Origin of the sequence: Sphingomonas sp. R1 (assembly GCF_025960285.1) — a bacterium.
Taxonomy (GTDB): Bacteria; Pseudomonadota; Alphaproteobacteria; order Sphingomonadales; family Sphingomonadaceae; genus Sphingomonas.
Genome location: NZ_CP110111.1, coordinates 630317 through 654104, shown reverse-complemented (window position 1 = coordinate 654104; position 23788 = coordinate 630317). Strand labels below are relative to the sequence as shown.

At 67.2% G+C, this 23788-nt stretch carries 21 protein-coding genes; 6 read left to right on the top strand and 15 right to left on the bottom strand.

The window, feature by feature from the left end:
- Positions 1–52: 52 nt before the first annotated feature.
- The 3 genes from ntrC to dusB are packed head-to-tail and all read right to left on the bottom strand — an operon-like array spanning position 53 to position 3572.
- Positions 53–1492, bottom strand: coding sequence for a nitrogen regulation protein NR(I) (gene ntrC / locus OIM94_RS03180; RefSeq protein ID WP_264608678.1), 1440 nt, complete (start codon positions 1490–1492; stop codon positions 53–55).
- Entirely contained in the window at positions 1489–2598 is a 1110-nt protein-coding gene (locus OIM94_RS03175) for a two-component system sensor histidine kinase NtrB (RefSeq protein WP_264608677.1), read from the bottom strand. The genes ntrC and OIM94_RS03175 overlap by 4 nt, the downstream gene beginning before the upstream one ends.
- Positions 2574–3572 carry a tRNA dihydrouridine synthase DusB gene (gene dusB, locus OIM94_RS03170; RefSeq protein WP_264608676.1) on the bottom strand — a complete coding sequence of 333 codons (999 nt, stop codon included), beginning with the start codon at positions 3570–3572 and terminating at the stop codon, positions 2574–2576. Before dusB ends, OIM94_RS03175 begins: the two co-directional genes overlap by 25 nt.
- A gap of 99 nt (positions 3573–3671) precedes the next feature.
- On the opposite strand from dusB, the gene OIM94_RS03165 reads away from it, so the two are divergent.
- On the top strand, positions 3672–4829 hold the full coding sequence (locus OIM94_RS03165) for a bifunctional 2-C-methyl-D-erythritol 4-phosphate cytidylyltransferase/2-C-methyl-D-erythritol 2,4-cyclodiphosphate synthase (protein ID WP_264608675.1): 1158 nt from the start codon (positions 3672–3674) through the stop codon (positions 4827–4829).
- Positions 4830–4869: 40 nt separating this feature from the next.
- Entirely contained in the window at positions 4870–5403 is a 534-nt protein-coding gene (locus OIM94_RS03160) for a CinA family protein (protein WP_264608674.1), read from the top strand.
- On the opposite strand, the gene OIM94_RS03155 is transcribed toward OIM94_RS03160, so the two are convergent.
- Both OIM94_RS03155 and lipA read right to left on the bottom strand, forming a co-directional pair.
- Positions 5331–5825, bottom strand: a complete 495-nt coding sequence (locus tag OIM94_RS03155) for a type II toxin-antitoxin system RatA family toxin (protein WP_264608673.1) — start codon at positions 5823–5825, stop codon at positions 5331–5333. The genes OIM94_RS03160 and OIM94_RS03155 overlap by 73 nt on opposite strands.
- Positions 5825–6757, bottom strand: a complete 933-nt coding sequence (gene lipA, locus OIM94_RS03150; RefSeq protein WP_264608672.1) for a lipoyl synthase — start codon at positions 6755–6757, stop codon at positions 5825–5827. Before lipA ends, OIM94_RS03155 begins: the two co-directional genes overlap by 1 nt.
- A gap of 130 nt (positions 6758–6887) precedes the next feature.
- Between lipA and OIM94_RS03145 the strand changes: the two genes are divergently transcribed.
- Positions 6888–7517 (top strand): carbonic anhydrase, encoded by a 630-nt coding sequence (locus tag OIM94_RS03145; RefSeq protein ID WP_264608671.1) that lies wholly within the window; start codon positions 6888–6890, stop codon positions 7515–7517.
- Positions 7518–7561: 44 nt separating this feature from the next.
- On the opposite strand, the gene OIM94_RS03140 is transcribed toward OIM94_RS03145, so the two are convergent.
- Genes OIM94_RS03140 through aspS form a run of 3 tightly spaced genes read right to left on the bottom strand, consistent with a single transcriptional unit; the run spans position 7562 to position 11182 of the window.
- The gene (locus OIM94_RS03140; RefSeq protein WP_264608670.1) at positions 7562–8338 is read right to left on the bottom strand and encodes a polyphosphate kinase 2 family protein; all 777 of its coding nucleotides are present in this window, start codon (positions 8336–8338) and stop codon (positions 7562–7564) included.
- Between the two features lie 8 nt (positions 8339–8346).
- Entirely contained in the window at positions 8347–9363 is a 1017-nt protein-coding gene (locus OIM94_RS03135; RefSeq protein ID WP_264608669.1) for a 2-hydroxyacid dehydrogenase, read from the bottom strand.
- A gap of 16 nt (positions 9364–9379) precedes the next feature.
- Positions 9380–11182 (bottom strand): aspartate--tRNA ligase, encoded by a 1803-nt coding sequence (aspS, locus tag OIM94_RS03130; RefSeq protein WP_264608668.1) that lies wholly within the window; start codon positions 11180–11182, stop codon positions 9380–9382.
- A 146-nt stretch (positions 11183–11328) separates the two neighbouring features.
- Here aspS and rnd point away from each other — a divergent pair, with 146 nt between their 5' ends.
- Together rnd and OIM94_RS03120 are read left to right on the top strand one after the other, a co-directional pair.
- A complete protein-coding gene (gene rnd / locus OIM94_RS03125; protein ID WP_264608667.1) occupies positions 11329–12504 on the top strand; it encodes a ribonuclease D in 1176 nt (391 codons plus the stop codon).
- Positions 12501–12794: an I78 family peptidase inhibitor gene (locus OIM94_RS03120; protein WP_264608666.1), complete on the top strand. Its 294-nt coding sequence runs from the start codon at positions 12501–12503 to the stop codon at positions 12792–12794. Before rnd ends, OIM94_RS03120 begins: the two co-directional genes overlap by 4 nt.
- Positions 12795–12798: 4 nt before the next feature.
- Here the strand turns inward: OIM94_RS03120 and OIM94_RS03115 are convergent, their stop codons facing one another.
- From OIM94_RS03115 to OIM94_RS03105, 3 genes are read right to left on the bottom strand one after another with little or no spacing between them, the layout of a single operon-like run.
- Positions 12799–13971: a serine hydrolase domain-containing protein gene (locus OIM94_RS03115; RefSeq protein ID WP_264608665.1), complete on the bottom strand. Its 1173-nt coding sequence runs from the start codon at positions 13969–13971 to the stop codon at positions 12799–12801.
- 2 nt (positions 13972–13973) lie between these two features.
- Positions 13974–15209, bottom strand: coding sequence for an SAM-dependent methyltransferase (locus OIM94_RS03110; protein WP_264608664.1), 1236 nt, complete (start codon positions 15207–15209; stop codon positions 13974–13976).
- A 39-nt stretch (positions 15210–15248) separates the two neighbouring features.
- Positions 15249–16622 carry a cryptochrome/photolyase family protein gene (locus OIM94_RS03105; protein ID WP_264608663.1) on the bottom strand — a complete coding sequence of 458 codons (1374 nt, stop codon included), beginning with the start codon at positions 16620–16622 and terminating at the stop codon, positions 15249–15251.
- 113 nt (positions 16623–16735) lie between these two features.
- Here OIM94_RS03105 and OIM94_RS03100 point away from each other — a divergent pair, with 113 nt between their 5' ends.
- Complete coding sequence (locus OIM94_RS03100) at positions 16736–17620, top strand: diacylglycerol/lipid kinase family protein (RefSeq protein WP_264608662.1); 885 nt, start codon at positions 16736–16738, stop codon at positions 17618–17620.
- Between the two features lie 37 nt (positions 17621–17657).
- On the opposite strand, the gene OIM94_RS03095 is transcribed toward OIM94_RS03100, so the two are convergent.
- The 4 genes from OIM94_RS03095 to OIM94_RS03080 form a co-directional block, all read right to left on the bottom strand.
- Positions 17658–20342, bottom strand: coding sequence for a valine--tRNA ligase (locus tag OIM94_RS03095; protein WP_264608661.1), 2685 nt, complete (start codon positions 20340–20342; stop codon positions 17658–17660).
- Positions 20343–20412: 70 nt separating this feature from the next.
- The gene (locus OIM94_RS03090; RefSeq protein WP_064312884.1) at positions 20413–20766 is read right to left on the bottom strand and encodes a response regulator; all 354 of its coding nucleotides are present in this window, start codon (positions 20764–20766) and stop codon (positions 20413–20415) included.
- Positions 20767–20806: 40 nt separating this feature from the next.
- The gene (locus OIM94_RS03085; protein ID WP_264608660.1) at positions 20807–23197 is read right to left on the bottom strand and encodes a response regulator; all 2391 of its coding nucleotides are present in this window, start codon (positions 23195–23197) and stop codon (positions 20807–20809) included.
- Positions 23198–23251: 54 nt separating this feature from the next.
- A complete protein-coding gene (locus tag OIM94_RS03080; RefSeq protein WP_264608659.1) occupies positions 23252–23788 on the bottom strand; it encodes a DUF2062 domain-containing protein in 537 nt (178 codons plus the stop codon).

Below are 23788 nucleotides of genomic sequence, written 5' to 3'. Positions count from 1 at the left end.
AATATTGCGAGATTGTCACGCAAGCGCGTCAACATGGCGCAACGTACGTGTCTCAGCCGCCAGAATCTTCTGCGCGCGTCACGATGCCGAGCGTGTCCAGCCGCTTGCGCAACGTGTTGCGGTTGATGCCGAGCGCCCGTGCGGCGCGCAGCTGGTTGTTCTGGTGGCGCGCCAGCATCATCTCGATCAGCGGGCGTTCCACCTCGCCGATGATGCGATCGTACAGCGTGCCGTCGTCGAGCGCGCGCGGCTCCTCCAACGCGATCCGCTCCAGGCGCCCACGGATCGCCGCCTCGATGCCGGCATCGCGGGCAATCGGTGCCGCGCCGCCGCCGTCCCCCAGCGCCCGCCGCAGCGCCGCCGCGTCGATCCATTCGTCGCGGGAGAGTGCCGCAATGCGGCGCATCAGGTTTTCCAGCTCGCGAACATTGCCGGGCCAGTCGAGCGTCTCGAGGAGTGCCACCGCGTCCTTGTCGAGCTGCTTGCGCGGCAGGCCGTCCTCCGCGGCGCGATCGAGGAAGTGTCGGGCAAGCAGCGGGATGTCCTGGCGGCGCTCGCGCAATGCCGGGAGGCTGATCGGCACCACGTTCAACCGGTAGAACAGATCCTCCCGGAACTGGCCGATCTGAACGAGCTGCGAGAGATCCTTGTTCGTCGCCGCGACGATGCGGACGTCCGCGCGGATCGTCCGCGCACCACCCACGGTGGTGAACTCGCCCGACTGGAGCACGCGGAGCAGCCGGGTTTGCGCGTCCATCGGCATGTCGCCGATCTCGTCGAGGAACAGCGTGCCGCCCGCGGCCTGCTCGAACTTGCCGGCGACCCGGGCCTGTGCGCCGGTGAAGGCGCCGCGTTCATGGCCGAACAGCTCCGCCTCGATCAGCTCGCGCGGGATCGCTGCCATGTTGAGCGCGACGAAGGGCGCGCGGCGGCGGGGCCCCAGATCGTGGATCGCCTTGGCGACCAGCTCCTTGCCGGTGCCGGACTCGCCGCTGATCAACACGGTAAGGTCGTTGGCAACGACGCGGGCGATCACCCGGTACACCTCCTGCATAGCCGGCGAGCGACCGATCAGCGAGGGGCCACCATCCTGATCGGCATCGGGCTGATCGGCCGGGCGGCGGCGGCCGCGCGCCATCGCGCTGCGCACCGCCTGGGTGAGCACGTCGAGATCGAACGGCTTGGGCAGATAGTCGAACGCGCCCACTTCGGTGGCGCGCACGGCGGTGGCCAGCGTGTTCTGCGCCGAGAAAACGATCACCGGCAGCGTGGGATGCTGCGCCATCAGGCCCGAGACGACGTCCAGGCCGTTGCCGTCCGGCAGCACCACGTCGGTCACCAGCACGTCGGGGACGCCGGTGGTCAGTGCCCGCCGCAACTCGGCGACGCTGGCGGCAGTGGCGACGCGGTGCCCCTCGCGCTTGAGCGCGGCGGCGACCACGGTGCGGATCGCGGCATCGTCATCGACGACCAGAACCGAACCCGGCGTCATGCCTTGGCTCTCGGCAACAAAATGCGGAACACCGTGACCTCCGGTTCGCGTTCGCGGGCATATTGGACGATCCCGCCCATGTCCCGCACCAGTTTCTCGACGAGCGGCAGCCCCAGCCCCTTGCCCTCCGGCTTGCCCGAGACGAACGGCTCGAACAGATGCTCGGCAATATCGGCGGGGGCGCCAGGGCCGTTGTCCATCACGCAGATCTCGATCGGCAGCGGCCGGCGCGGCTGGCCGGGCCCGGCGCTGACCGACATGCCGTGGCGATAGGCCGTCGACAGGATGATGCGGGGCTGGGCCAGGCCATGCAGCGCTTCGGCCGCATTCTTGAGCAGGTTGAGCAGTACCTGCAGAAAGGCGTCGCGATCGATCAGCACCGCGGGCAGCGAGGGATCGAACCATTCCTCGATCACCATGCCGCGCGCGAAGCCGGCCAGCGCGACGCGCCGGCCATGATCGAGGAGCGGATAGATATTGGTCGGCACCAGATCGAGCGGGCGGGTATCGGTGAAATCCTGCATCCGGTCGATCAGCGCGGCGATCCGGTCTACCTCGGTCGTGATCAGCCGCGTGAGTTCGCCGTTGGTTTCGGGATCGCCGCCGCTCTGCAGCAGCTGGGCGGCCCCGCGGATCCCGGAAAGCGGGTTCTTGATCTCATGGCCCAGCATCGCCGCCGCGCCGATCGCGGCGCGGGCACCCGCGGTCCGGTCGAGCCCCTGCCCCATCCGCCGCGCCTGGGGCGCATGGTGCAGCGTCACGATGCGCCAGCCGGGATGGTCGGGCACCTGCGTCTCGAGGAAGTCCACGCGCAGCCGGGTGCCCCGAACAGCCTCGATCTCGGCGTCGAACGCCGCGAAGCCGCGCCCGTCCTGGCGCCCGGCATAATCCTCGGGCGGCAGCAGCACCGCATCATAGGGCTGCCCGACCATGCTGGTCTCGCTATGGTTGAGCAGCACCTCGCACGCGGGGTTGGCATGGGCGATGCGCCCGTCCGGATCGAGCACGAGCACCGCCACCGGCAGCGCGCCGAACAGCTCGGCGAAGCTCGGTCCCTCGACGGTCTGGGGGCGAAACCGCCTCAGGCCGCCGCGCGGGAAAGCCACGGCTCGTAGAACTCCGCCAGCATGTCGAGCACCTTCACCGGATCGACGACCTGGTTGACCTTGTTGCGAAACTCGGCCGAGCCGTGCAGTCCCTTGGTGTACCAGCCGAGATGCTTGCGCATCATGTTGACACCCACCTCGTTGCCATAATGGGCGAGGGTCTCGATGTAGTGCTCGGTGATGACGCGATATTGTTCTTCGATCGACGGCTCGGGCTTGTCGCCCTTTCCGGTGAGCGCGTCCATCACCTGCCGCAGGATCCACGGCTTGCCATAGGCGCCGCGGCCGATCATCACGCCGTCCGCGCCCGACTGGGCCAGCGCCTCGCGGGCGTCGGCCACCGAGCAGATGTCGCCGTTGACGATCACCGGGATCGACACCGCATCCTTCACCCGGCGCACGAAGCTCCAGTCGGCCGAGCCGCGATACATCTGGTTGCGGGTGCGGCCATGGACCGTCACCAGCCTGGCGCCGAGGTCCTGCGCGATCTTCGCGAGTTCGGGGGCATTGAGGCTGTCATGGTCCCAGCCCATCCGCATCTTAACCGTCACCGGCGCCTGCACCGCATCGACACAGGCGCGGATGATCGCGCCGGCATGGTCGAGGTCGCGCATCAGCGCCGAGCCCGCATCGCCATTGGTCACCTTGCGGACCGGGCAGCCCATGTTGATGTCGATGATCGCGGCGCCGCGATCCTCGTTGAGCTTGGCCGCCTCCGCCATTTCGTGCGGCGTGCAGCCGACCAGCTGCATCGAGACGGGCTCCTCGATCGGGTCCCAGGCGGCCTTCTGCACCGATTGCCGCGTCTCGCGGATCGCGGCGGCGCTGGCGATCATCTCGGTGACGTTGAGGCCCGAGCCGAAGCGCCGCACCGCGCGCCGGAACGGCAGGTCGGTCACGCCGGTCATCGGCGCAAGCAGCACCGGGGCTTCGACCCGCACGGGGCCGATCTGGATAGGAGCGAGTTCGCGCATCAATTCTGCCTGAAAATCAGGCAGGCGATGTAGCGATCCGATGCGGCAAGAGCAAGGCAGGCCTACCCCCTACCGCCAAACTCGGCTAGGCGGTCGCCCATGACTGCGACCCGCACCGCCGCCCTCCTCGTCGCCGCCGGCAGCGGCACCCGTGCCGGCGGCAGCGTACCCAAGCAATATGCGCCGCTCGGCGGCAAGCCGCTGATCGCCTATGCGCACCAGGCATTTGTCAGCCATCCCGGAATTGACGCGGTGCTCACCGTCATAGGCGAAGGCCAGGAAACCCTGCTCGGCGCCGCGATGGGCGCCATTCCGTTCGTCCTCGGGGGCGCGACCCGCCGTGAGTCGGTCCGCAACGGACTCGACGCACTGCGCGCCGATGGCTTCACCCGGGTGCTGATCCACGACGCCGCCCGGCCGTTCCTGCCGGCACGGGTGATCGACGCGCTGTTCGGCGCGCTTGATGCCTGTGCAGGCGCGGTCCCGGCCCTTCCGGTTGCCGACACGCTGGTGCGCGGCGAAGACGGCGGTGCCGGCGACGTCGTACCGCGCGACCAGCTCTACCGCGTCCAGACCCCGCAGGCCTTCGTCTTCGACGCCCTTCTCGACGCGCACCGTCGCTGGCCCGCCGAGCAGGAGGCGACCGATGACGCCCAGATGCTCCGCGCTGCCGGTGGGCAGGTCGCGCTCGTTCCCGGAGACCCCATGCTCGAAAAAATCACTCACCCCGCCGACTTCGCCGCCGCCGAAGCGCGGCTGGCAAGCACGATGCGGGTCCGCACCGCCACCGGCTACGACGTCCACCGCTTCGCCGAGGGCGAGGAACTCTGGCTTGGCGGCGTGCGCGTTCCCCACAGCAAGGGCCTCTCCGGCCATAGCGATGCGGATGTCGCGCTTCACGCGATCACCGATGCGCTGCTCGGCACGATCGGCGCGGGCGATATCGGCATGCACTTCCCGCCCAGCGACCCGCAATGGCGCGGCGCGGCCTCGGCGCGCTTCCTCGAACATGCCGCGTCGCTGGTGGCCGCCGAGGGCGGTGTCCTCGACTTTATCGACCTCACCCTGATCTGCGAGGCTCCCAAGATCGGCCCGCACCGCGAGGCGATCCGCACCTCCGTCGCGGCGATCCTGGGTCTCGAATTGGGTCAGGTGAGCATCAAGGCGACCACCACCGAGCGGCTCGGCTTCACCGGCCGGGGTGAGGGCATGGCCGCGCAGGCTGTTGCAACCGTACGCGTGCCTGCAAGGAACTGACTCGTACAACCGATCATCCAATGGCAAGGGGGCTGCCGTTATGGACACGATTCTTCCTACCGAACTCGTAGAAGCCGCGCGCAAGGTCATTGACGCGAACCGCCTCGCCGGGCGTCGCGTCGCTGTTGCCGAAAGCTGCACCGGCGGCCTAGTCTCCGCCGCGCTCACCGAACTGCCGGGTTCGTCCGACGTCTTCGACGCCGGGTTTGTCACCTATTCCAACGATGCCAAGATGGACGTGCTGAAGGTCAGCCTCGACGTGCTCGAAACCTTCGGTGCCGTCTCGATTGCCGTCGCCTGGAGCATGGCGCAGGGCGTGCTCGAGCGCACCAAGGCCGATGTCGCGGTAGCGATCACGGGTATCGCCGGCCCCGGCGGCGCGACCGAGAACAAGCCGGTAGGCACCGTGGTCTTCGCCCAGGCGATCCGCGGCGCCGATCCGAAGCACGTCGTCGCCGACGCGCGGCATTTCGAGAATAACGGCCGCGGCGGCATCCGCCTTCAGGCGGCGTTGTGCGCGCTCGATTTGCTGATGCCGGCGCCCGCCGAATCGGAAGAACCCGAAGCCGCATAAAGCTTCGCCGCGCGCTCCTCGAACGCACCGATCATCTTGCGGAGCGCGCGGTCGAATACCTGCCCGGCCAGCATCTCGAACACCCGGTTCTTGAACGCGAAGTCGACGCAGAAATCGACATAGCAGCCACCCTGCCCGTCCGGCCGGAACTTCCAGTCGTTCGACAGGTGCTTGAGGGGTCCGTCGATATATTCGACATGCACGCTGTCCGCTCGCGCCTTAGTCACACGCGAGGTAAAGGTCTCGCGCAGCCCCTTGAAGCCGACGATCATGTCCGCCACGACCTGGGTGTCGCTCGACGAGCGGACGCGCATCGCGCTCACCCAGGGAAGGAACTCGGGGTAGCGCGCGACATCGGCCACCAGATCGAACATCTGTTCCGGCGTATAGGGGAGCTGCCGGGTTTCGCTGTGCTTGGGCATCAGGCCTTGGCGCTCGCCTTCGCCAGCTTGGCCTCGCGGGCCGCGCGCATCTCGGCGAAATCCTCGCCGGCGTGATAACTGGAGCGCGTGAGCGGCGACGAGGCGACCTGCAGGAAGCCCTTGGCGCGGGCGATTGCGCCGTACGCCTGAAACGCCTGCGGGGTCACGAATTCCTCGACCTTGGCGTGTTTGGGAGTCGGCTGGAGATACTGGCCCATGGTGAGGAAATCGATGTCGGCCGAGCGCATGTCGTCCATCACCTGGTGGACCTCCAGACGCTGCTCGCCCAGGCCCAGCATGATGCCGGACTTGGTGAAGATCGACGGATCGAGCTTCTTGACCATCTCCAGCAACCGCAGCGAAGCGTAATAGCGCGCACCCGGGCGGATCATCGGATAGAGCCTGGGGACGGTCTCCAGATTATGGTTGTAGACGTCCGGCCGCGCCGAGACGATCGCTTCGACGGCGGCCTCATGCTTGTTGCGGAAATCGGGCGTCAGGATCTCGATCGTGGTGGTCGGGCTCGCCCTTCGGATCGCCTCGATCACCTTGACGAACTGGCTGGAACCGCCGTCCGGCAGATCGTCCCGGTCCACCGAGGTGATGACGATATGCTCCAGCCCCATCTGCACCGCCGCCTCGGCGACATGCTGGGGCTCCAGCGGATCGACCTTGCGCGGCATGCCGGTCTTGACGTTGCAGAAGCGGCAAGCACGCGTGCAGACGTCGCCGAGGATCATCACCGTCGCGTGCTTCTTGGTCCAGCACTCGCCGATGTTCGGGCACGCCGCTTCCTCGCATACCGTCGTGAGGTTCTTGGAGCGCATCAGCGCACGGGTCTTGGCGAACCCTTCCGAGGTAGGGGCCTTGACGCGGATCCAGTCGGGCTTGCGGACGCGCTCGGGGCGCGGCAGCGGAGTCTGCTCGTTCATGGGGGGCAGATAGAGCGCCGCGCGGCGTTTCGCCAGCCCCGGAAATTGCGCATCAAGGTGCAGGGAGCGCAACGCCCGCACACGCGTTCCCGCCGTCGACAATCTCCCGAAGGATGAGTAGGCGAAGCACATGGCAGGTTTTCAAGAACTGATCGGCGGCTATCACCGCTTCCGCAACGACGGCTGGAGCAGCCAGCGCGCTCGCTGGGCCGAGCTTTCCGAAGGTCAGAGCCCCAAGGTGATGGTGATCGCCTGCTCAGACAGCCGAGTCGATCCGGCGCAGATCTTCGATACCTCGCCGGGCGAGATCTTCGTGGTGCGCAATGTCGCCAACCTCGTGCCGCCCTATGAAACCGATGGCGGGCGCCACGGCGTGTCGGCGGCGCTTGAGTTTGCGGTCACGCAGCTCAAGGTGCAGGAAATCGTAGTGATGGGGCATGGTGCCTGCGGCGGCGCGCATGCTGCGCTTACCCAGCGCTTCGCCGATGCCGAGCAGGGCGAAGGCGGCTTTATCGCGCACTGGGTCGACATGCTCGACGAGGCGCGCGACAAGATCCGGGCACAATATGGTGACGGACCCGACGCCGTGCGTGCGATGGAACAGGAAACGGTGCGCGTCTCGATGCGGAACCTCCGCACGTTTCCCTTCGTCGCGGCCCGCGAAGCCGAGGGCGCCTTGACCATTCACGGCGCCTATTTCGCCATCGCGGACGGCATGCTGCATGTGATGGACGACGACGGGACCTTCGCCGCGGCGTAACCTACCGGATCCTCCCTCAGCCGACTGGGGGAGGACCCTGAACTTCAGAACTTGCCCAGCGCTTCGGTCGCTACCTTCACTACCTCGGCATCGAGCGCCGGCGGCACCATCGGCACGTGCGTTTCCAGCTGCTCTGCGATGGCGGTAAGTGCCGCGATCCGCGCGGCCTTCTTGTTGTTGCCGTCGATCACCGTCCAGCGCGCTTGCGGGGTGTCGGTCTCGTGGAACATTTCGTGCATGGCATCGAGATAGTCGGCCCGGCGCGCACGATTGCGGAAATCATCCAGACCCGTCTTCCAGCGCTTCCAGCAATGCGTCAGCCGGTCGCGTAGCCGCTTGTCCTGCGTTTTCTGCGTCACGTGCAGGAAGATCTTGATGAGGGTGGCGCCGTTGTTGACCTGCTGCGCCTCGAAATCGTTGATCTCGCCATAGCCCCGCCGCCAGTCGGTCTCGCTGGCATATCCCTCGACCCGCTCGACCAGCACCCGTCCATACCAGGTGCGGTCGAACACCGCGATATTGTGCTGGGCGGGCAGCCGCTGCCAGAAGCGCCAGAGGAAGTGGTGCGCGAGTTCCTCCTGGGTCGGCGCCGAAATCGGCCAGACCTCATAGTAGCGCGGGTCCCATTCCGCGGTGAGGCGCTTGATCACCCCGCCCTTTCCCGCCGCATCCCAGCCTTCCAGCGCGATGATCGCGCGGCGTTTGTGGATGATGTGCGCGGTCTGGATGTGGCTCAGTCGCTTCTGGAGCTTGGCCAGTTCGGCTTCATAGTCCCCGTCGAAAGGGTCGCCGGCTTCATAATCGGAAAGATCGATCGTCATGGGAGCCCCTAACGCGGCGGCGCGATCAAGGCTGCATCGACGCGGTTCGCAAGCGGCCGCCCGGCTTCGAAATCGGCGATGCTCACCAGCGTCGTCTCCGCGATCGCGGAGAGCGCCTCTTCGGTGAGAAAGGCCTGATGGCCGGTGACGAGGACGTTGGGGAAGGTCAGCAAGCGCTGGAACTGGTCATCGGCGATGATCTCGTTGGAAAGATCCTCGAAGAACAGGTCCGCTTCCTGCTCGTAGACATCGAGCGCGACCGCGCGAATCTTCCGCGACTTAAGTCCCTCGATCAGCGCCGCGGTGTCGATCAGCGCGCCCCGGCTGGTGTTGACGATGACCAGCCCATCCCGCGCCTCGGCGATCACCTCGGCATTGACCAGCCGGCGGGTGTCGGGGGTGAGCGGACAATGGAGCGTCACGATCTCAGCCGTCCGCAGCAGCTCGTCGCGCGGTACATAGCGAACGCCGATCGCCTCCAGCTCGGGATCGATACGGAGATCGCTCGCCAGCACGGTGCAGCCGAACCCGGCCCGGAGCGCCCGGGCGACCAGCGCGCCGATCTTGCCGGTGCCGACGACGCCCACCGTGCGGCCCTGCAGGTTGCGGCCGATCAGCCCGTCGAGCGCGAAGTTGTTCTCCCGCACCCGCGACCATGCGCGCGGGATTTGCCGATCGACCGCGAGCAGCAGCCCCACCGCGAACTCCGCCACCGCATGCGGGGAATAGGCCGGCACGCGCACCACGGTGATGCCCAGCCGCTCGGCTGCCACCAGATCAACATTGTTGAAGCCCGCGCAGCGCAGCGCCACCAGCCGGACGCCGGCCTTCGCCAGCGCCTGCAACACGACGGCATCGACGCCGTCGTTGACGAACACACATACCGCCTCGTGCCCCGCCGCCAGCGTGACGGTCAGCGCGTCGAGACGGGGTTCGAGGAAGGTCAGGTCATGGCCGAAGCGGGCGTTTGCCTCGGCAAGAAAGCGGCGGTCATAGGCCTTGGTGTTGAACACCGCGACGCGCATGACCGCCGGCCTCCGCTCAGCCGGCCTTGGGGCCGTCGACGCCCGGGGCCAGGCGGATGTGCAGCTCCTTGAGCTGCTTGTCGCTCACCGCCGACGGCGCGTGCATCATCAGGTCCTCGGCCTTCTGCGTCATCGGGAAGGCGATCACCTCGCGGATGTTCGGCTCGTCGGCGAGCAGCATCACGATACGGTCGACGCCAGGCGCCGAGCCGCCGTGCGGCGGCGCGCCGAACTTGAAGGCGTTGATCATGCCCGAGAAGTTCGTGTCGACATCCTGCTGGGTATACCCCGCAATCTCGAACGCCTTGTACATGATTTCCGGCTTGTGGTTCCGGATCGCGCCCGAGGACAGCTCGATGCCGTTGCAGACGATGTCGTACTGATAGGCGAGGATGTCGAGCGGGTCCTTGGTCTCCAGCGCCTCCAGCTCGCCCTGCGGCATCGAGAAGGGGTTGTGGCTGAAATCGACCTTCTTCGCGTCCTCGTCATATTCGAACATCGGGAAGTCGACGATCCAGCAGAACTCGAAGCGCTTCTTGTCGATCAGCTCGAGCTGCTCGGCAGCGCGGGTGCGCGCCAGGCCGGCGAGCTTGGCGGCCTGTGCTTCCTTGCCGGCAGCGAAGAAGATGCCGTCGTTCGGACCCAGGCCCATCGCCTCGGCGATCGCCTTCATGCCGTCCTGGCCATGGTTGTTGGCGATCGGGCCGCCGAACACGCCGTCCTTCTGCGTCGCATAGCCGAGGCCGGGGAAGCCTTCGCTCTGCGCCCAGCTGTTCATGTCGTCGAAGAACTTGCGGCTCTTCTCATGGGTGCCTGGCGCCGGGATCGCGCGGACGACGTCGCCGCCCTCGACGATCGAGGCGAAGCGGCCGAAGCCCGAGGCCTTGAAGAAGTCCGACACGTCGGTGATCACCAGCGGATTGCGCAGGTCCGGCTTGTCGTTGCCGTATTTGAGCATCGATTCGCGGTACGGGATGCGCTTGAACGGCAGCGCGCTGACGCTGCGGCCCATGCCTTCCCAGTCGGCGAATTCCTCGAACACGCCGTGCAGCACCGGCTCGATCGCGGCGAACACGTCGTCCTGGGTGACGAAGCTCATCTCGAAATCGAGCTGGTAGAACTCACCCGGGCTGCGATCGGCGCGCGCGTCTTCGTCGCGGAAGCAGGGTGCGATCTGGAAATAGCGATCGAAGCCGGCGACCATCAGCAGCTGCTTGAACATCTGCGGCGCCTGCGGCAGCGCGTAGAACTTGCCCGGATGGACGCGGCTGGGGACGAGATAGTCGCGCGCGCCCTCGGGGCTCGACGCGGTGAGGATCGGCGTCTGGAACTCGGTGAAGCCCTGGTCGATCATCCGGCGGCGGAGCGACGCAATCACGTTCGAGCGCAGCAGGATGTTCTTGTGGACCTTCTCGCGGCGCAGATCCAGATAGCGGTTCCGCAGGCGGATCTCTTCGGGATACTCCTGCTCGCCGAACACCGGCATCGGCAGGTCGGCAGCGGCGGACTGGACGGTCACTTCGGCCGCGCGGACCTCGATCTCACCGGTCGGCAGGTTCGCGTTCACCACGCTGGCGTCGCGCGCGACGACCGTGCCGGTGACGGTGATCACCGATTCGGAACGCAGCGACTCGATCGCTTCGAACGCCGGGCCGCTCGCGTCGGTGACGATCTGGGTGATGCCATAATGGTCGCGCAGGTCGACGAACACCAGGTCGCCATGGTCGCGCTTGCGGTGCACCCAGCCCGACAGGCGGACGGTTTGCCCCACGTCCGCAGAGCGGAGCTGGGCGCAGGTGTGCGTGCGATAGGCGTGCATGATGCGGTTCTTCTCACCTTGGCGTCTTCCCGCCACGCTTGGCGGTGCCGGAACGGGCCGGCGTGACGATATTGAAACACTATGACCGCGCGCATTCCGGTCACACCCCACTTTTGTCAACCCGAAGACCGGTATATGGGCATCAGATGCACATTCATGGTCTGATCGAAGACAGCGTCACCCTCGCCGATCTCTGCAAACGCCTCGCGCAGTCCGACTTCATCACGGTCGACACCGAGTTCATGCGCGAAAACAGCTACTGGCCCGAACTCTGCCTGATCCAGGTGGCGAACGACAAGGAGGCCGCGGCGATCGATCCCAAGGCCCCGGATCTCGACATGGGCCCGCTGCTCGACCTGCTGACCGACAATGAGGACGTGCTCAAGGTCTTCCACGCTGGCGGCCAGGACATCGAGATCGTCTACAACCTCACCGGCAAGACCCCGCACCCGATGTTCGACACCCAGGTCGCCGCGATGGCGCTCGGTCAGGGCGAGCAGATCGGCTATTCGAACCTCGTCGACACCTATCTGGGCATCGTCGTCGACAAGGGCGCCCGCTTCACCGACTGGGCGCGCCGCCCGCTCGACAAGCGCCAGATCGACTATGCCATCGCCGATGTGACCCACCTCTCCAAGATCTTCCCCAAGATGCTGGAGAAGCTGCGCAAGTCCGGCCGCGGCGTGTGGCTCGACCAGGAGATGGAGCGCATCTCCGACCCCGAGCATTATCGCAACGATCCCGACCAGGTCTGGCAGCGCGTCCGCATCAACAGCCGCAAGCCCGAGGTGCTGGGCCGCCTCAAGGCGCTCGCCCGCTGGCGCGAGCTGGAGGCGCAGGGCAAGGACCTGCCGCGTGGCCGCATCGTCAAGGATGAGACGCTGGCCGACATCGCCGCCAATCCGCCGCGCAAGCAGGCCGATCTCGCCAAGGTGCGCGGCCTCTCCGCCGCCTGGGCGGGCAACGACATCGGCGGGCGGATGATGGCGGCGATCGCCGAGTCGAAGCCGATGCCGGCCGACGAGATGCCCGGCCGCGAGGAGCGCAAGCCGGCGCTCGGCAAGGACGGCGCACTGGTCGCCGACCTGTTGAAGCTGCTGCTCAAGATCCGCGCCAAGGAAGTCAACGTCGCCCCGCGCCTGCTCGCCCGGTCGGAGGATCTGGAGGCGCTCGCCGCCGGGGTTCGGAAGGACCTGCCGATCCTCGAGGGCTGGCGCTACGAGCAGTTCGGGCGCGACGCGCTCGCGCTGGTTGAAGGCCAGCTTGGCTTTGCGGTGCGCAACGGCAAGCTCAAGATGACCCGTACGGAAGAACCCGCATGATCGCTCGCATCGCGCTCCTCAGCCTGGTTTCCCTGACCGCGGGCTGTGCGCCGCAGAAGCCGCAGACGGCGCCGATCCCGGCAGTGGTGGAGTGCGATGCGAATCGGGTGCTGTACCTCAAGGGCAGGCCGCGCAATGCGATCGACGAAAGCGAGGCGCTGCGCCATTCGGGTGCCAAGCGCCTTCGCTGGATCGAACCGGGCTCGGCGGTGACGATGGACTTCCGCGTCGACCGACTGAACCTGCATGTCGACAAGGCAGGCACGATCACCGACGCGCGCTGCGGCTGAGCGCCTATTTCGTGGCGGCGTCGATCAGCCGGTCGACGAATATTTCACGGGTGCGCTGCAGTGTCCGATCGGTCGCCCTGGGCCAGGCGCTGGACATCACGACGACGGTACGTGTCTTCGGATCGATCCGGATCACCTGACCGAAGATGCCGACGGCGCCGAACCGCCCCTGCGGATAGGTCCACCATTGATAGCCATAGCCCGAACCCGGATCGCCGATATCGGCGTGTGGACGGGTCGCCTCGGCGAACCAGCCGGCCGGCACCACGCCCTTGCCGCCGGAGAGCGCAAACATTCCCATCCGGGCATAGTCGCGCAAGGATACCGACAGGCAGCAGCCGCTGACCTCGTGGCCCGACGGTCCGACCATCCAGAAGGCGTCGCTTTCCATCCCCCAGGGCTTCCAGACCTTGTCGCTGAGATAGGTGGCGAGCGGCTTGCCGGTCGCGCGCTGCACGAGCACGCCGATCAGGTTGGTCTCGCCGGTCTTGTACACCCATTTGCTACCCGGCGCGGTCTCGCGCGGCAGGTTCTTCATGTAATAGACGGTGGGGTCCTGCCCCGCCGGCACCGCCTCAAGAAACATCCGGGCGACGTCCGACTTCACATCGGTATAGTCCTCGTTCCAGCGCACCCCCGAGGTCATGGTGAGCAGCTGGGCGATCGTCACCCCGTCATAGCCGCTGCCGGCAAGGTCCGGGATGTATTTGGTGACCGGCTCGTCGACGGACCGGATATAGCCGTCGCGGATCGCCGCGCCGACCAGCGTCGAGGTGAAGGACTTGGCGACGGAAAAGCTCGTCCAGCGCCCGTCCCGGCCATAGCCGCGGGCATAGCGCTCCAGCCGGACCTTGCCGCCCTGCACGACGATCACCCCGGCAACGTTGTTCGCGGCGATATAGGCGTCGATCTCGGCCGCCGGTACCGGCAGTGGCCGGCCCTCCGGCAGCGGCCGCACCTTGGGGCCGGCCTTGACGATGTGACCGGGGAACAGCTTCTCCATGTGCGGGAAGTTCGCGTCGCGTTGGGCCTGGCTCCAGAACAGCACCTGCGCGCCGATCTTGCGCAGGCCGTCGACGCTCTTGGGGTCGATCGGCACGTCGGGTGAGACCACCGCCTGGCCGAACGCCGGCGTCGCCGCCAGCAGTGCCAGCGCCGCAAACCATGCCTTGCCCATCCTCATCCCCTCTTCTTGACCAGAGTCACCTGGATCACGTCGATCCCGCCGCCCCGGAAGCCGCCCTCGCAGTACATGAGGTAATAGCGCCACAGCCGCACGAAGCGATCATCGAACTGCGGTGGCAGCAGACCTGTCGCCGCGGCCGCATCGAAGCGTTCGCGCCAGCGCCGCAGCGTCTCGGCATAGTCCAGCCCGAAGGCATGGGCGTCGCGCCACTCCAGCCCTTCGGCCTCGACCAGCGCGCGAAACTCGCTTTGCTTGAGCAGCATCCCGCCGGGGAAGACATAGGTTTGGATGAAATCGACGTTGCGGGCATAGCCCTCGAACATCGCATCGTCGAAGGTGATGACCTGGAGCGCCGCCCGACCACCCGGCTTAAGCGCTTTGGCGATGGCGGCAACATAGATGGGCCAATATTCGCGCCCCACCGCCTCGGCCATCTCGATACTGGCGACCGCGTCATACTGCCCGGTCACGTCGCGATAGTCGGTAAGGCTGAAGTGCGCGCCCTCCATCCCCGCGGTCCGTGCCTCGGCCCATGCCCTCTGCTCGGTCGAAAGCGTGATGCCATGGAGCCTTCGCCCCTGGCGCAGCGCCCGTTCGGCGAACGAGCCCCAGCCGCAGCCGATCTCCAGGATGGTGTCCCCCGGCTTGGTAGCCGTGCGGTCGAGGATCGCCTGCAGCTTGGTATCTTGCGCTGCTTCCAGTCCCTCGTCCGCATCGCGGAAGATCGCGCTGGAATAGCTCATGCCTGGATCGAGCCAGCGCGTGTAGAAGTCGTTGCCGAGATCATAATGGAACGCGATGTTCTTGCGCGATCCGCCGCGATGGTTGCGCCGCATCCTGTGCATCAGCCGCCGCGGCAGCAGCGACAGCCCCCGCGATCGGGCCTGCGCCGCCAGCCCCGCCCGATTGTGGCCGAACAGCGCAAACAGCTGCACCGGATCAGGGCTGGACCATTCGCCCCGCTCCCACGCCTCGTACCACCCTGCCGAGCCTCCGGTTGCGAGGCGCACGAGCGCCCGCCAGCTATGCAGCGTAACGATCGCCGCCGGGCCGGGGTCGCTGCCTCCCAGCAACCGCGCCTGCCCGTCGGGCGTGAACACCTCGAGGCTGCCCTCGGCAATTCCCCGATCGAGCCGATCGAGCTGTCGATGAAAGAAAGAGCCCAGAAGAGCCCATGGCCCCGAGCCGCGCACGGCGACTCGCACGGTATCCTTCACGGGCGCGTTCATGTCGCGGAACATGCACGCCTGATCGCCCCGGACAAGCCCTCAGCGCACGGCCCTGCCGGCGGCAAGCGCACGTTCCCGGGCATCGCGATGGTTGATGCGCTTTTGCGGATAGTCGCGCGGGCGGCACCCCGCCTCCTCCGGATCGTGGATCGCGGCATCCGGCAGCCTGGCCAGTTCCGGCACCCAGCGCCGGATATAGCCTGCGGCGTCGAACTTCTCGGACTGGGAGAGCGGCGCCATCACGCGGCTCCATTGGCTCGAATCCACCCCGGAGCCCGACACCCATTGCCAGTTCACCGCATTGCTGCCGTAATCGGCATCGACCAGCGTGTCCCAGAACCAGCGTTCGCCCTCGCGCCAGTCGATCAGCAGATGCTTGATCAGAAAGCTGGCCGCGATCATCCGCACGCGATTGTGCATCCATCCGGTCGCCCAGAGCTGACGCATGCCCGCATCGACGATCGGATAGCCGGTCTGCCCCCGCTGCCAGGCGCGCAGATCGGCCTTGGCCGCCTTGTCGCTGCGCCAATCCATGGCATCGAAGGCCGGGCGGCCGTTCTTCGCGGCATAGTCGGGATACTGGCAGATCAGGTTCTGCGCGAAGTCGCGCCAGCCCAGCTCGCGCAGATATTCCTCGACCTGCCCCCCTGCATCCTCCAGCGCATGCCAGACCTGCGCAGGCGAAACCTCGCCGAAGTGCAGATGCGGCGAGAGGCGCGAACTGCCCTCGATCGAGGGAAGGTTGCGCGTGTCGTCGTACCGCGCGGCATGGTCCCTGAACCGGCGGAGGCGCTTGTGCGCACCAGCTTCGCCAGGCTCCCATTCCTCCCGGAAGCCGCCCGCCCAATCGGGCGCGGCCGGAAGCAGCGCCCAGTCGTCCAGCGGTTCGCTCTCGGGCCAGGTCGCGGGTGCCGGAATGTCGTGCGGCACCCGCAGCGGTTCGGCAGGCGGCAGGCGATCTCGCAGCGCGCGCCAGAACGGGGTGAAGATCTTGTAGGGCTTGCCCGCCCCGCTCGTCACGGCGCCGGGCGGCAGCAGATAATTGCCGTCGTGGCAGCACAACGTCAGCCGCTTCGCCACCGCCCGTTCGGCATTGCGCCACCAGGGCTCGTAGTGCCGGATGCAATGGACCGCCTCTGCGCCGGTCTCCTCGGCCAGTCGGGCGAGTTCCTCGTCGCTCTTCCCGCGCCGCAGGATCAGCCGCGAGCCCTTCGCGCGCAAGGCGGCATCGAGTGCCTTCAGACTATGATGCAGCCACCAGCGCGAGGCACCGCCCATCGCACGATGCCGGGGCGTCTCGTCGTCGAGCACATAGACCGGGATCACCGCCCCTGCCTCTACGGCCGCCGTCAGAGCGGGCTGATCGGCAAGGCGGAGGTCGCGGCGAAACCAGAGCAGGACAGGAGCGGTCATGGGCGCACAAACGCGCAAGCTCCGCCGAAGGCGACCTGTCCAGAGGAACAGGGGCGGCGGACCCGAACGCCGCGGCCATGCGTTACGGACCCGTCATCAATCGAGGATCCTGCATGCATTTCCAATCGGCGGCGATGATCGTCAACACCAAGTCGCGCCACGGACAGGATTGGTTCGACCGCGCCTGTGCCCGTTTTCACGGCCAGGACATGGCGGTGGACGCACATGCCGTCGACGATCCGGACCAGCTGGAAGCAACGCTGGCCAAGGCGCTGGCGAAAAACCCGGGCCTGGTGATCCTGGGCGGCGGTGACGGGACGATCAGCGGCCTGGTGGACAAGCTGGTCGGCAAGGGCGTGACGCTGGGGGTGCTGCCGCTGGGTACGGCCAACAGCTTCGCACGCTCGCTCGGCATCCCGCTGGATGTCGATGGCGCGGTCGACGCGATCCTGCAGGGCACCCCCAGGCGGATCGACCTGGGCATGATCGACGACGACTATTACGCCAGCACCGCCGCGATCGGCCTCTCGCCGCAGATCGCCGAGACCGTGCCCCACAACGTCAAGCGCTGGTTCGGGCGGATGGGCTATCTCAGCTGGGCCGCGCTGCAGTTCCTGAAGTTCAAGCCGTTCACCGTGATCGTCGGCGAAGGCGAAGAGGCAACGCGCCTGCGCGCCGTGGAAGTGCGGATCTCGAACGGCCCCTTCCATGGCGGCACCGAGCTGGTCGACGAGGCCGGCGTCGCCTCGGGCGAGATCGTCGTCCAGGTGGTGAAGGGCCATGTGAAGTCGCGGCTGGTACGGAACTGGGCCGCCTCAGTGTTGCGACTGGAGGCACGCAAGGAGGATACCGTCGCGTTTCGCGGCAAGGCGCTCCGCGTCGCCACCGAGCCCCCGCTGCCGATCTCGATCGACGGCGAGGTGCTGGCGACCACGCCCGTGCTCGCGAAGGTGGCGCCGGCGGTGATCGACGTGATGGTGCCCGCCGACGCCGTCTGACGCAGCAGGCGTCCCGGCTCCCGCCGGGACGCGATGCTCAGCCCAGTCGCGCCAGGGCGGCCGACAACCGTTCGGCTTCCGCAGCCTTTTCGGCATGGTCCGCACGCGCCTTCTCGACCGCCTCGGGCTTGGCGCGCTCGACGAAGCTCGGATTGCCGAGCCGCCCGGCGAGCCCGTCGCGCTCCTTCTCGGCCGCCGCGATTGCCTTGGTCAGGCGGGTCCGCTCGGCGTCGAGATCGACGACGTCGCCGAGCGGCATCACGAACGTCGCCTCGTCGACGACAAGCTGCAGCGCCCCGCCCGCAGGCGCATCGCCCGGTGCCTGATCCACCCTGCCGAGACGGGCCAACGCCGCCTCCTGCCGCGCCAGACGCGCGACGGTCTCCGCCGAGGCATCGCGAACGTGTAGCGGCAGGCGTGCACCCGGCGGCACGTTGAGTTCGGTCCGTGCCGCGCGGATCTCGCTCACCAGCCGGATCAGCCAGTCGATCTCCTGCGCCGCCGACGGGTCGAGCGCGCGCGCATCGGCCATCGGCCACGTGGCAACGATCAGGTCGTGCTCGCGCGGTCCCATCTTCGACCACAGCTCTTCGGTGATGAAGGGCATGAACGGGTGCAGTATCACGAGGATCTGGTCGAGCGCCCAGCCGGCAATGGCGCGGGTCTCTTCCGCGTCCGCCGCGGCAACGCCCTCGCCCTGCAGCACCGGCTTGATCAGCTCGAGATACCAGTCGCAGAAGCGGCTCCAGACGAACTGGTAAATCGTGTTCGCCGCCTCGTCGAAGCGCAGATCGGCGAGCGCGAGGTCCAGCGCCTGCACGGTCGCGATGGCTTCCGCGATGATCCAACGGTTTACCGCCAGCTCTGCGGACGGCGCTTCAAGTTGCTTGCTCGCCGCGATGCCATTGGCCTGGCAGAAGCGCGCGGCGTTCCACAGCTTGGTCGCGAAGTTGCGATAGCCCTCGAGCCGCTTCTCATCCATCTTGATGTCGCGGCCCTGGCTCTCCATCGCGGCCATGAAGAAGCGCAGCGCATCGGCGCCGTACTTGTCGATCATGCCCAGCGGATCGACCGTGTTGCCCTTGGACTTGGACATCTTCTGGCCGTCCGCCGCACGGACAAGACCGTGGAGATACAGGGTCTTGAACGGCACCTCTTTCATGAAGTGCAAACCCTGCATCATCATCCGCGCATCCCAGAAGAACAGGATGTCGAAGCCGGAAATGAGCACGTCGTTCGAATAGCGCCCGCCGAGCGTCGGGTCGCTATTCTCCGGCCAGCCCAGCGTCGCGAACGGCCACAGCGCCGAAGAGAACCAGGTGTCGAGCACGTCGGGATCGCGGGTGAGGGTGACGCCCTCGCCGGCCTGTGCCTGCGCCTCTTCCTCGGTCTCGGCGACATAGGCCTTGCCGTCGGCATTGAACCAGGCCGGGATGCGGTGCCCCCACCAGAGCTGGCGGCTGACGCACCAAGGCTGGATGTTCTCCATCCAGTTGAAATAGGTCTTTTCCCAGCTCTTCGGCACGATCCTGGTCGCGCCCGAGCGGACCGCCTCGATCGCCGGCTTGGCGAGGGTCGCCGCGTCGACATACCATTGGTCGGTCAGCCAGGGCTCGATCACCTGGCCGGAGCGATCGCCATAGGGCGTCTGGATGGTGCGCGGCTCGGCGTCGTGTTCGGCGCCTTCCTTGTCGACGAACGGCACGAGGAAGCCCTCGTCCTTCAGCCGCGCGACGATCGCCTTGCGCGCCTCGAAGCGATCGAGCCCGATCAGCTCGGCGGGCACCCGCCCGTCCTGCGTCTGGCAGATCGCCGCCTTGGCATCGAGCATGTTGAGCATGTCGCCGGCCTTGATGCCGGCACGAACACCCACTTCGAAGTCGTTGAAATCATGGCCCGGCGTGATCTTGACCGCGCCCGAGCCGAGTTCCGGATCGGCATGTTCGTCCCCGACAATCGGGATCAGCCGGCCGGTGATCGGCAGGCGCACTTGGCGGCCGATCAGGGCCTTGTAGCGTTCGTCCTCGGGATGCACGGCGACCGCCATGTCGGCGAGCATCGTCTCCGGCCGCGTGGTCGCGACCTGGATGAAGCCCGATCCATCCGCCAGCGGATAGCGCAGGTGCCAGAAATTGCCGCGGACTTCCTTGGTCTCGACCTCGAGGTCCGAGATCGCGGTACCGAGGCCCGGATCCCAGTTCACCAGCCTTTTGTCGCGGTAGAGCAGGCCCTGGCGATACAGCTCGACGAACACCTTGAGGACGGCCTTGGAGAAGCCCTCGTCCATGGTGAAGCGCTCGTTCGCCCAGTCCATCGAGCAGCCGAGGCGGCGCAGCTGGCGGGTGATCTGCCCGCCGCTCTCCGCCTTCCACTCCCACACCTTGTCGACGAACGCCTCGCGGGTGAAGTCGGTGCGCTTCTGCCCGGCGGCGTTGAGCTGGCGCTCGACCACCATCTGCGTCGCGATGCCGGCATGATCGGTGCCGACCACCCAGCGCGCGTCCTTGCCCTTCAGCCGCGCATGGCGGACCAGGATGTCCTGGAGCGTATTGTCGAGCGCGTGGCCGATGTGGAGGCTGCCCGTCACGTTGGGCGGCGGGTTGACGATCGTCCAGGGCTCGGCGCCTTGGCGCTCGGGGCGGAACAGGCCTTCGTCTTCCCAATGGGCGTACCAGCGGGATTCGATTTCGGCGGGGTCGAAGGTCTTGGGAAGTTCGGTCATGGTGACAAGGGCTTTAGCGTCGCCCCTGCCCCGCGCACAACCCTTGCCTATGCGCTGCTCGCCCGCGCGCTCAGCTCAGCGTGCTGAGCACCTTGTCGACGCGGTCCAGCGTGAACGGCTTGGACAGCACCGGCCGATCGCGATGCAGGGGCGCGATGCTGTCATCGGCACCCCCGGTTGCCAGCACGAAGGGAATGCCCAGTTCGGCCAGCTTGTCGGCAACCGGCCAGCTCTGCTCACCGCCGCGCAGGTTCACGTCGAGGATGGCGGCGTCGATCCCGCCGGCGCCGATCCGGTCGAGCGCTTCGGCCACGGTATCGGCGGTACCTGCCGGGACCCGGTCGAGCGCGTCGAGGAAATCCTCGAGCATCATGGCGATAAGCGGCTCGTCTTCGACGATGAGAATGTTACGCGGACCCTGCATACAGCCCCCTTTGCAGGAAAAATGGTTTCGTGCCAAGCACTTATTTGGTCACCAGGATCTCCTGAACCGCTTCTGCAAGTTGTTGCACAGAAAAGGGTTTCGGCAGAAAGGCGACATTGTCGAGATCGATCGAACGTCGTAATTGTTCCTCGGCGTAGCCCGACATGAACAGGATCGGCAGATCCGGCCAGCGTTCGCGGACCTTTCTCGCCATGCTCGGGCCATCCATCACCGGCATCACGACATCGGAGACGAGCAGGTCCGGCTTGTCCATCGTCTCGATCGTTTCAAGCGCGACTTCGCCATTTTCGGCAGTGACCACGGCATAGCCCTGCCGGCTCAGCGCCCGCTCGGCGATGGCACGGACCATGTCCTCGTCTTCCACTACCAGAATGGTGCCGGTACCCCAAAGATCGGCCGGCTTCTCCTTGGTGACCGGCAGCTTGGCCACCGCCGCCTCCGGAGCGGCATGGACCGGGAGATAGATGGTGAAGGCAGCGCCCGCGCCGGGCACGTTCTCCGCGAAGATATAGCCGCCCGACTGCTTGATGATGCCGTACACGGTCGACAGGCCGAGGCCCGTGCCCTTGCCGACCTCCTTGGTGGTGAAGAAGGGCTCCCAGATCTTGGGAAGGATCTCCGGGGGAATGCCGGTGCCGGTGTCGGAGATGCGCAGCGCGGTATAGTCGCCCACCGGCAGCACGTCATCGTCCATCCGCCGGACCTCGGCGGCGGAAACCGCCAGCGTCTCGATTGTCAGGGATCCGCCGCCACTGGGGTTCTTGCTGAGCATCGCGTCACGGGCATTGACCGCGAGATTGACGACAACTTGCTCGAGCTGCCCGGGATCGGCGCGCACCGGTCCGAGGTTGCGGCCATGCTTGACGTCGAGCGACACGGTCTCGCCGAGCAGCCGCTTCAGGAGGTTGGAAACCTCGGAGATGATGTCCGGCAGCTGCAGCACCTGCGGGCGCAGCGTCTGCTGGCGCGAGAAAGCGAGCAGCTGCCGCGTCAGGCTGGCGGCGCGGTTGGAATTGGCGCGGATCTGCTGGATGTCGTCATAATCGCTGTCGCCGGGCGAATGGCGCATCAGCATCAGGTCGCAGTGGCCGATGATCGCGGTGAGGATGTTGTTGAAGTCATGCGCGACGCCGCCGGCGAGCTGACCCACGGCCTGCATCTTGGTTGCCTGCGCGATCTGGCGCTTGAGCTTGCCCTCCTCCCCAGAATCCCGGAGGCTGAGCAGCACCGCAGCGTCGCCCAGCCCTCGGGCACCGGCGATGGTGATCGCCACCGGCTCTTCGGACACGTCCTTCAGGCGCACGGTGATCTCGAGCGACTGCGGCGCACCGCCGGCGAAGCGGCGCACCGCATCGGCCAGCGTCGCCTTGTCCTCGCGTACCACCAGATCGCCCGGATAGAGCGGCGGCGCGGCAGGGTTCACCCGCGCGGTGCGGACGAACGCGTCGTTCATCATCAGGAAGCGGCCGTCGCGATCGATCAGCGCAAGGCCGGTCGGCAGGATCGAGATCAGCGACCGGACATGGTTGGACGCGCTGCCGCCGAGCGCGGGGCTGGCGATCACCGCCGGCTCCTCGTCGAGCAGCGCGACCAGCAGCGGCGCCTCGTCCCCTTCGAGGAACGGGATCTGGAGGACGCGGAGCGGCGTGCCCTCGATGCCCTCGCGCTCGAACCGGACCTGGCCGATCGAATCGGTGATCAGCAGCCTGGCGAAATCGCGCCCATCGGCCACGGCATCGGCGCTTCCCAGCGCGCGGTGGCGGAATACGCGATTGGCCGAACGGATGCGGCCGTCCGGGGCGACCAGCACCACCATCACGCCCGCACCGCCCAGCCGGTCCCCCGTCTGGCCGGCGAGCAGTCCCTGGACCTGCACCGCCAGATCCAGTGCATGAATGCCGATGAAGCGCCAGACGAGGCTCTCGTCGCCCACCCGCGCGACGCGCACCGCCACCTGCGCACCGAACACCTGCACGTCGCCGCAGCGGCTCTCGCCGTCGCGCCAAGCGGCACGGGCGCAGGCCCCGAGCGCGCGCTCCCCCTCTTCGCCGATCGGCAGATTGGGCGGCGTCGGCCAGCCACCGAACAGCGCCTCGTAGCGCGGATTGGCACAGACGAGCCGACCGCTGCGGTCGGTTACCGCCAGTGCGTCGTCGCTGGCCGACGCGAGGGCATGGGCAATCGCCCAGTCGGTATAGCGCTCCACCGTCATCGGCGTGCGGAACAGCCGGGCACTGGCGAGCATCAGCCCCGCGGCGAGGACCGCCGCCCCCAGGAAGCCGGCGGCGACGGTGCGATCGTTGATGCTGAGCAGGATCACGCCGGCGGCAGCGACGCCGGTTACCACCACGGCCGCAAGCGGCAGCAGCAGGGAAGGCTTTGGCAGTTCGGCGTCGGGCAGACTGGCCATGAAGTACCGTTGTTCGGTCGCAACGCCAGCGTCAAGCGGCGATCGCGCCGTGGATCACGCCAGCCGGGCGCGCAGGCGGCGCTTGCGCTTGGCCACGATCCACCAGCGCCACGCGACGGCGCTGCCGAAATAGCCGACGATGGCAAGCCCCACCGCCAGCACCAGCAGCCCGGTAAGGGTTGCCGGCCCGGCCTGGTGGAGCAGCCAGTCGAGCCAGCCCGGCGCTTTCTGCACCAGCGCCTGGCTGTCGACGCGCGGGCCCAGGATCCAGCTGCCCAGCCAATAGGCCGCAACCCATAGCGGCGGCGTGGTGAGGGGATTGGTCAGGAACGTCGTCGCCGCCGCCGCGGGAATGTTCGCCCGTATCGGCAGCGCGAGCAGGGCGGAGGCGGGGATCTGCCCCATCGGCACCAGGATGCCGGTCAGCATCCCCAACGCGACCCCGCGCGGCACCGATCGGCGCGTGAACCGCCACAGCGACGAATGCATCACCCGCCCGGCGACGGGCTTCAGCCAGCGATTGGTCTCGATCGATTCTCGACTGGGCATCGCCTTGTCCGCCAGGCGGCGCAGCCGGCCCGCCGGCGCCAT

Excerpts from the sequence above, each read along its gene's own strand:
- ntrC (WP_264608678.1), bottom strand. The coding sequence starts at position 1,492 with ATGACGCCGGGTTCGGTTCTGGTCGTCGATGACGATGCCGCGATCCGC.
- dusB (WP_264608676.1), bottom strand. The coding sequence starts at position 3,572 with ATGCGCGAACTCGCTCCTATCCAGATCGGCCCCGTGCGGGTCGAAGCC.
- OIM94_RS03165 (WP_264608675.1), top strand. The coding sequence starts at position 3,672 with ATGACTGCGACCCGCACCGCCGCCCTCCTCGTCGCCGCCGGCAGCGGC.
- OIM94_RS03160 (WP_264608674.1), top strand. The coding sequence starts at position 4,870 with ATGGACACGATTCTTCCTACCGAACTCGTAGAAGCCGCGCGCAAGGTC.
- OIM94_RS03155 (WP_264608673.1), bottom strand. The coding sequence starts at position 5,825 with ATGCCCAAGCACAGCGAAACCCGGCAGCTCCCCTATACGCCGGAACAG.
- lipA (WP_264608672.1), bottom strand. The coding sequence starts at position 6,757 with ATGAACGAGCAGACTCCGCTGCCGCGCCCCGAGCGCGTCCGCAAGCCC.
- OIM94_RS03145 (WP_264608671.1), top strand. The coding sequence starts at position 6,888 with ATGGCAGGTTTTCAAGAACTGATCGGCGGCTATCACCGCTTCCGCAAC.
- OIM94_RS03140 (WP_264608670.1), bottom strand. The coding sequence starts at position 8,338 with ATGACGATCGATCTTTCCGATTATGAAGCCGGCGACCCTTTCGACGGG.
- OIM94_RS03135 (WP_264608669.1), bottom strand. The coding sequence starts at position 9,363 with ATGCGCGTCGCGGTGTTCAACACCAAGGCCTATGACCGCCGCTTTCTT.
- aspS (WP_264608668.1), bottom strand. The coding sequence starts at position 11,182 with ATGCACGCCTATCGCACGCACACCTGCGCCCAGCTCCGCTCTGCGGAC.
- rnd (WP_264608667.1), top strand. The coding sequence starts at position 11,329 with ATGCACATTCATGGTCTGATCGAAGACAGCGTCACCCTCGCCGATCTC.
- OIM94_RS03120 (WP_264608666.1), top strand. The coding sequence starts at position 12,501 with ATGATCGCTCGCATCGCGCTCCTCAGCCTGGTTTCCCTGACCGCGGGC.
- OIM94_RS03115 (WP_264608665.1), bottom strand. The coding sequence starts at position 13,971 with ATGGGCAAGGCATGGTTTGCGGCGCTGGCACTGCTGGCGGCGACGCCG.
- OIM94_RS03110 (WP_264608664.1), bottom strand. The coding sequence starts at position 15,209 with ATGAACGCGCCCGTGAAGGATACCGTGCGAGTCGCCGTGCGCGGCTCG.
- OIM94_RS03105 (WP_264608663.1), bottom strand. The coding sequence starts at position 16,622 with ATGACCGCTCCTGTCCTGCTCTGGTTTCGCCGCGACCTCCGCCTTGCC.
- OIM94_RS03100 (WP_264608662.1), top strand. The coding sequence starts at position 16,736 with ATGCATTTCCAATCGGCGGCGATGATCGTCAACACCAAGTCGCGCCAC.
- OIM94_RS03095 (WP_264608661.1), bottom strand. The coding sequence starts at position 20,342 with ATGACCGAACTTCCCAAGACCTTCGACCCCGCCGAAATCGAATCCCGC.
- OIM94_RS03090 (WP_064312884.1), bottom strand. The coding sequence starts at position 20,766 with ATGCAGGGTCCGCGTAACATTCTCATCGTCGAAGACGAGCCGCTTATC.
- OIM94_RS03085 (WP_264608660.1), bottom strand. The coding sequence starts at position 23,197 with ATGGCCAGTCTGCCCGACGCCGAACTGCCAAAGCCTTCCCTGCTGCTG.
- OIM94_RS03080 (WP_264608659.1), bottom strand. The coding sequence starts at position 23,788 with ATGGCGCCGGCGGGCCGGCTGCGCCGCCTGGCGGACAAGGCGATGCCC.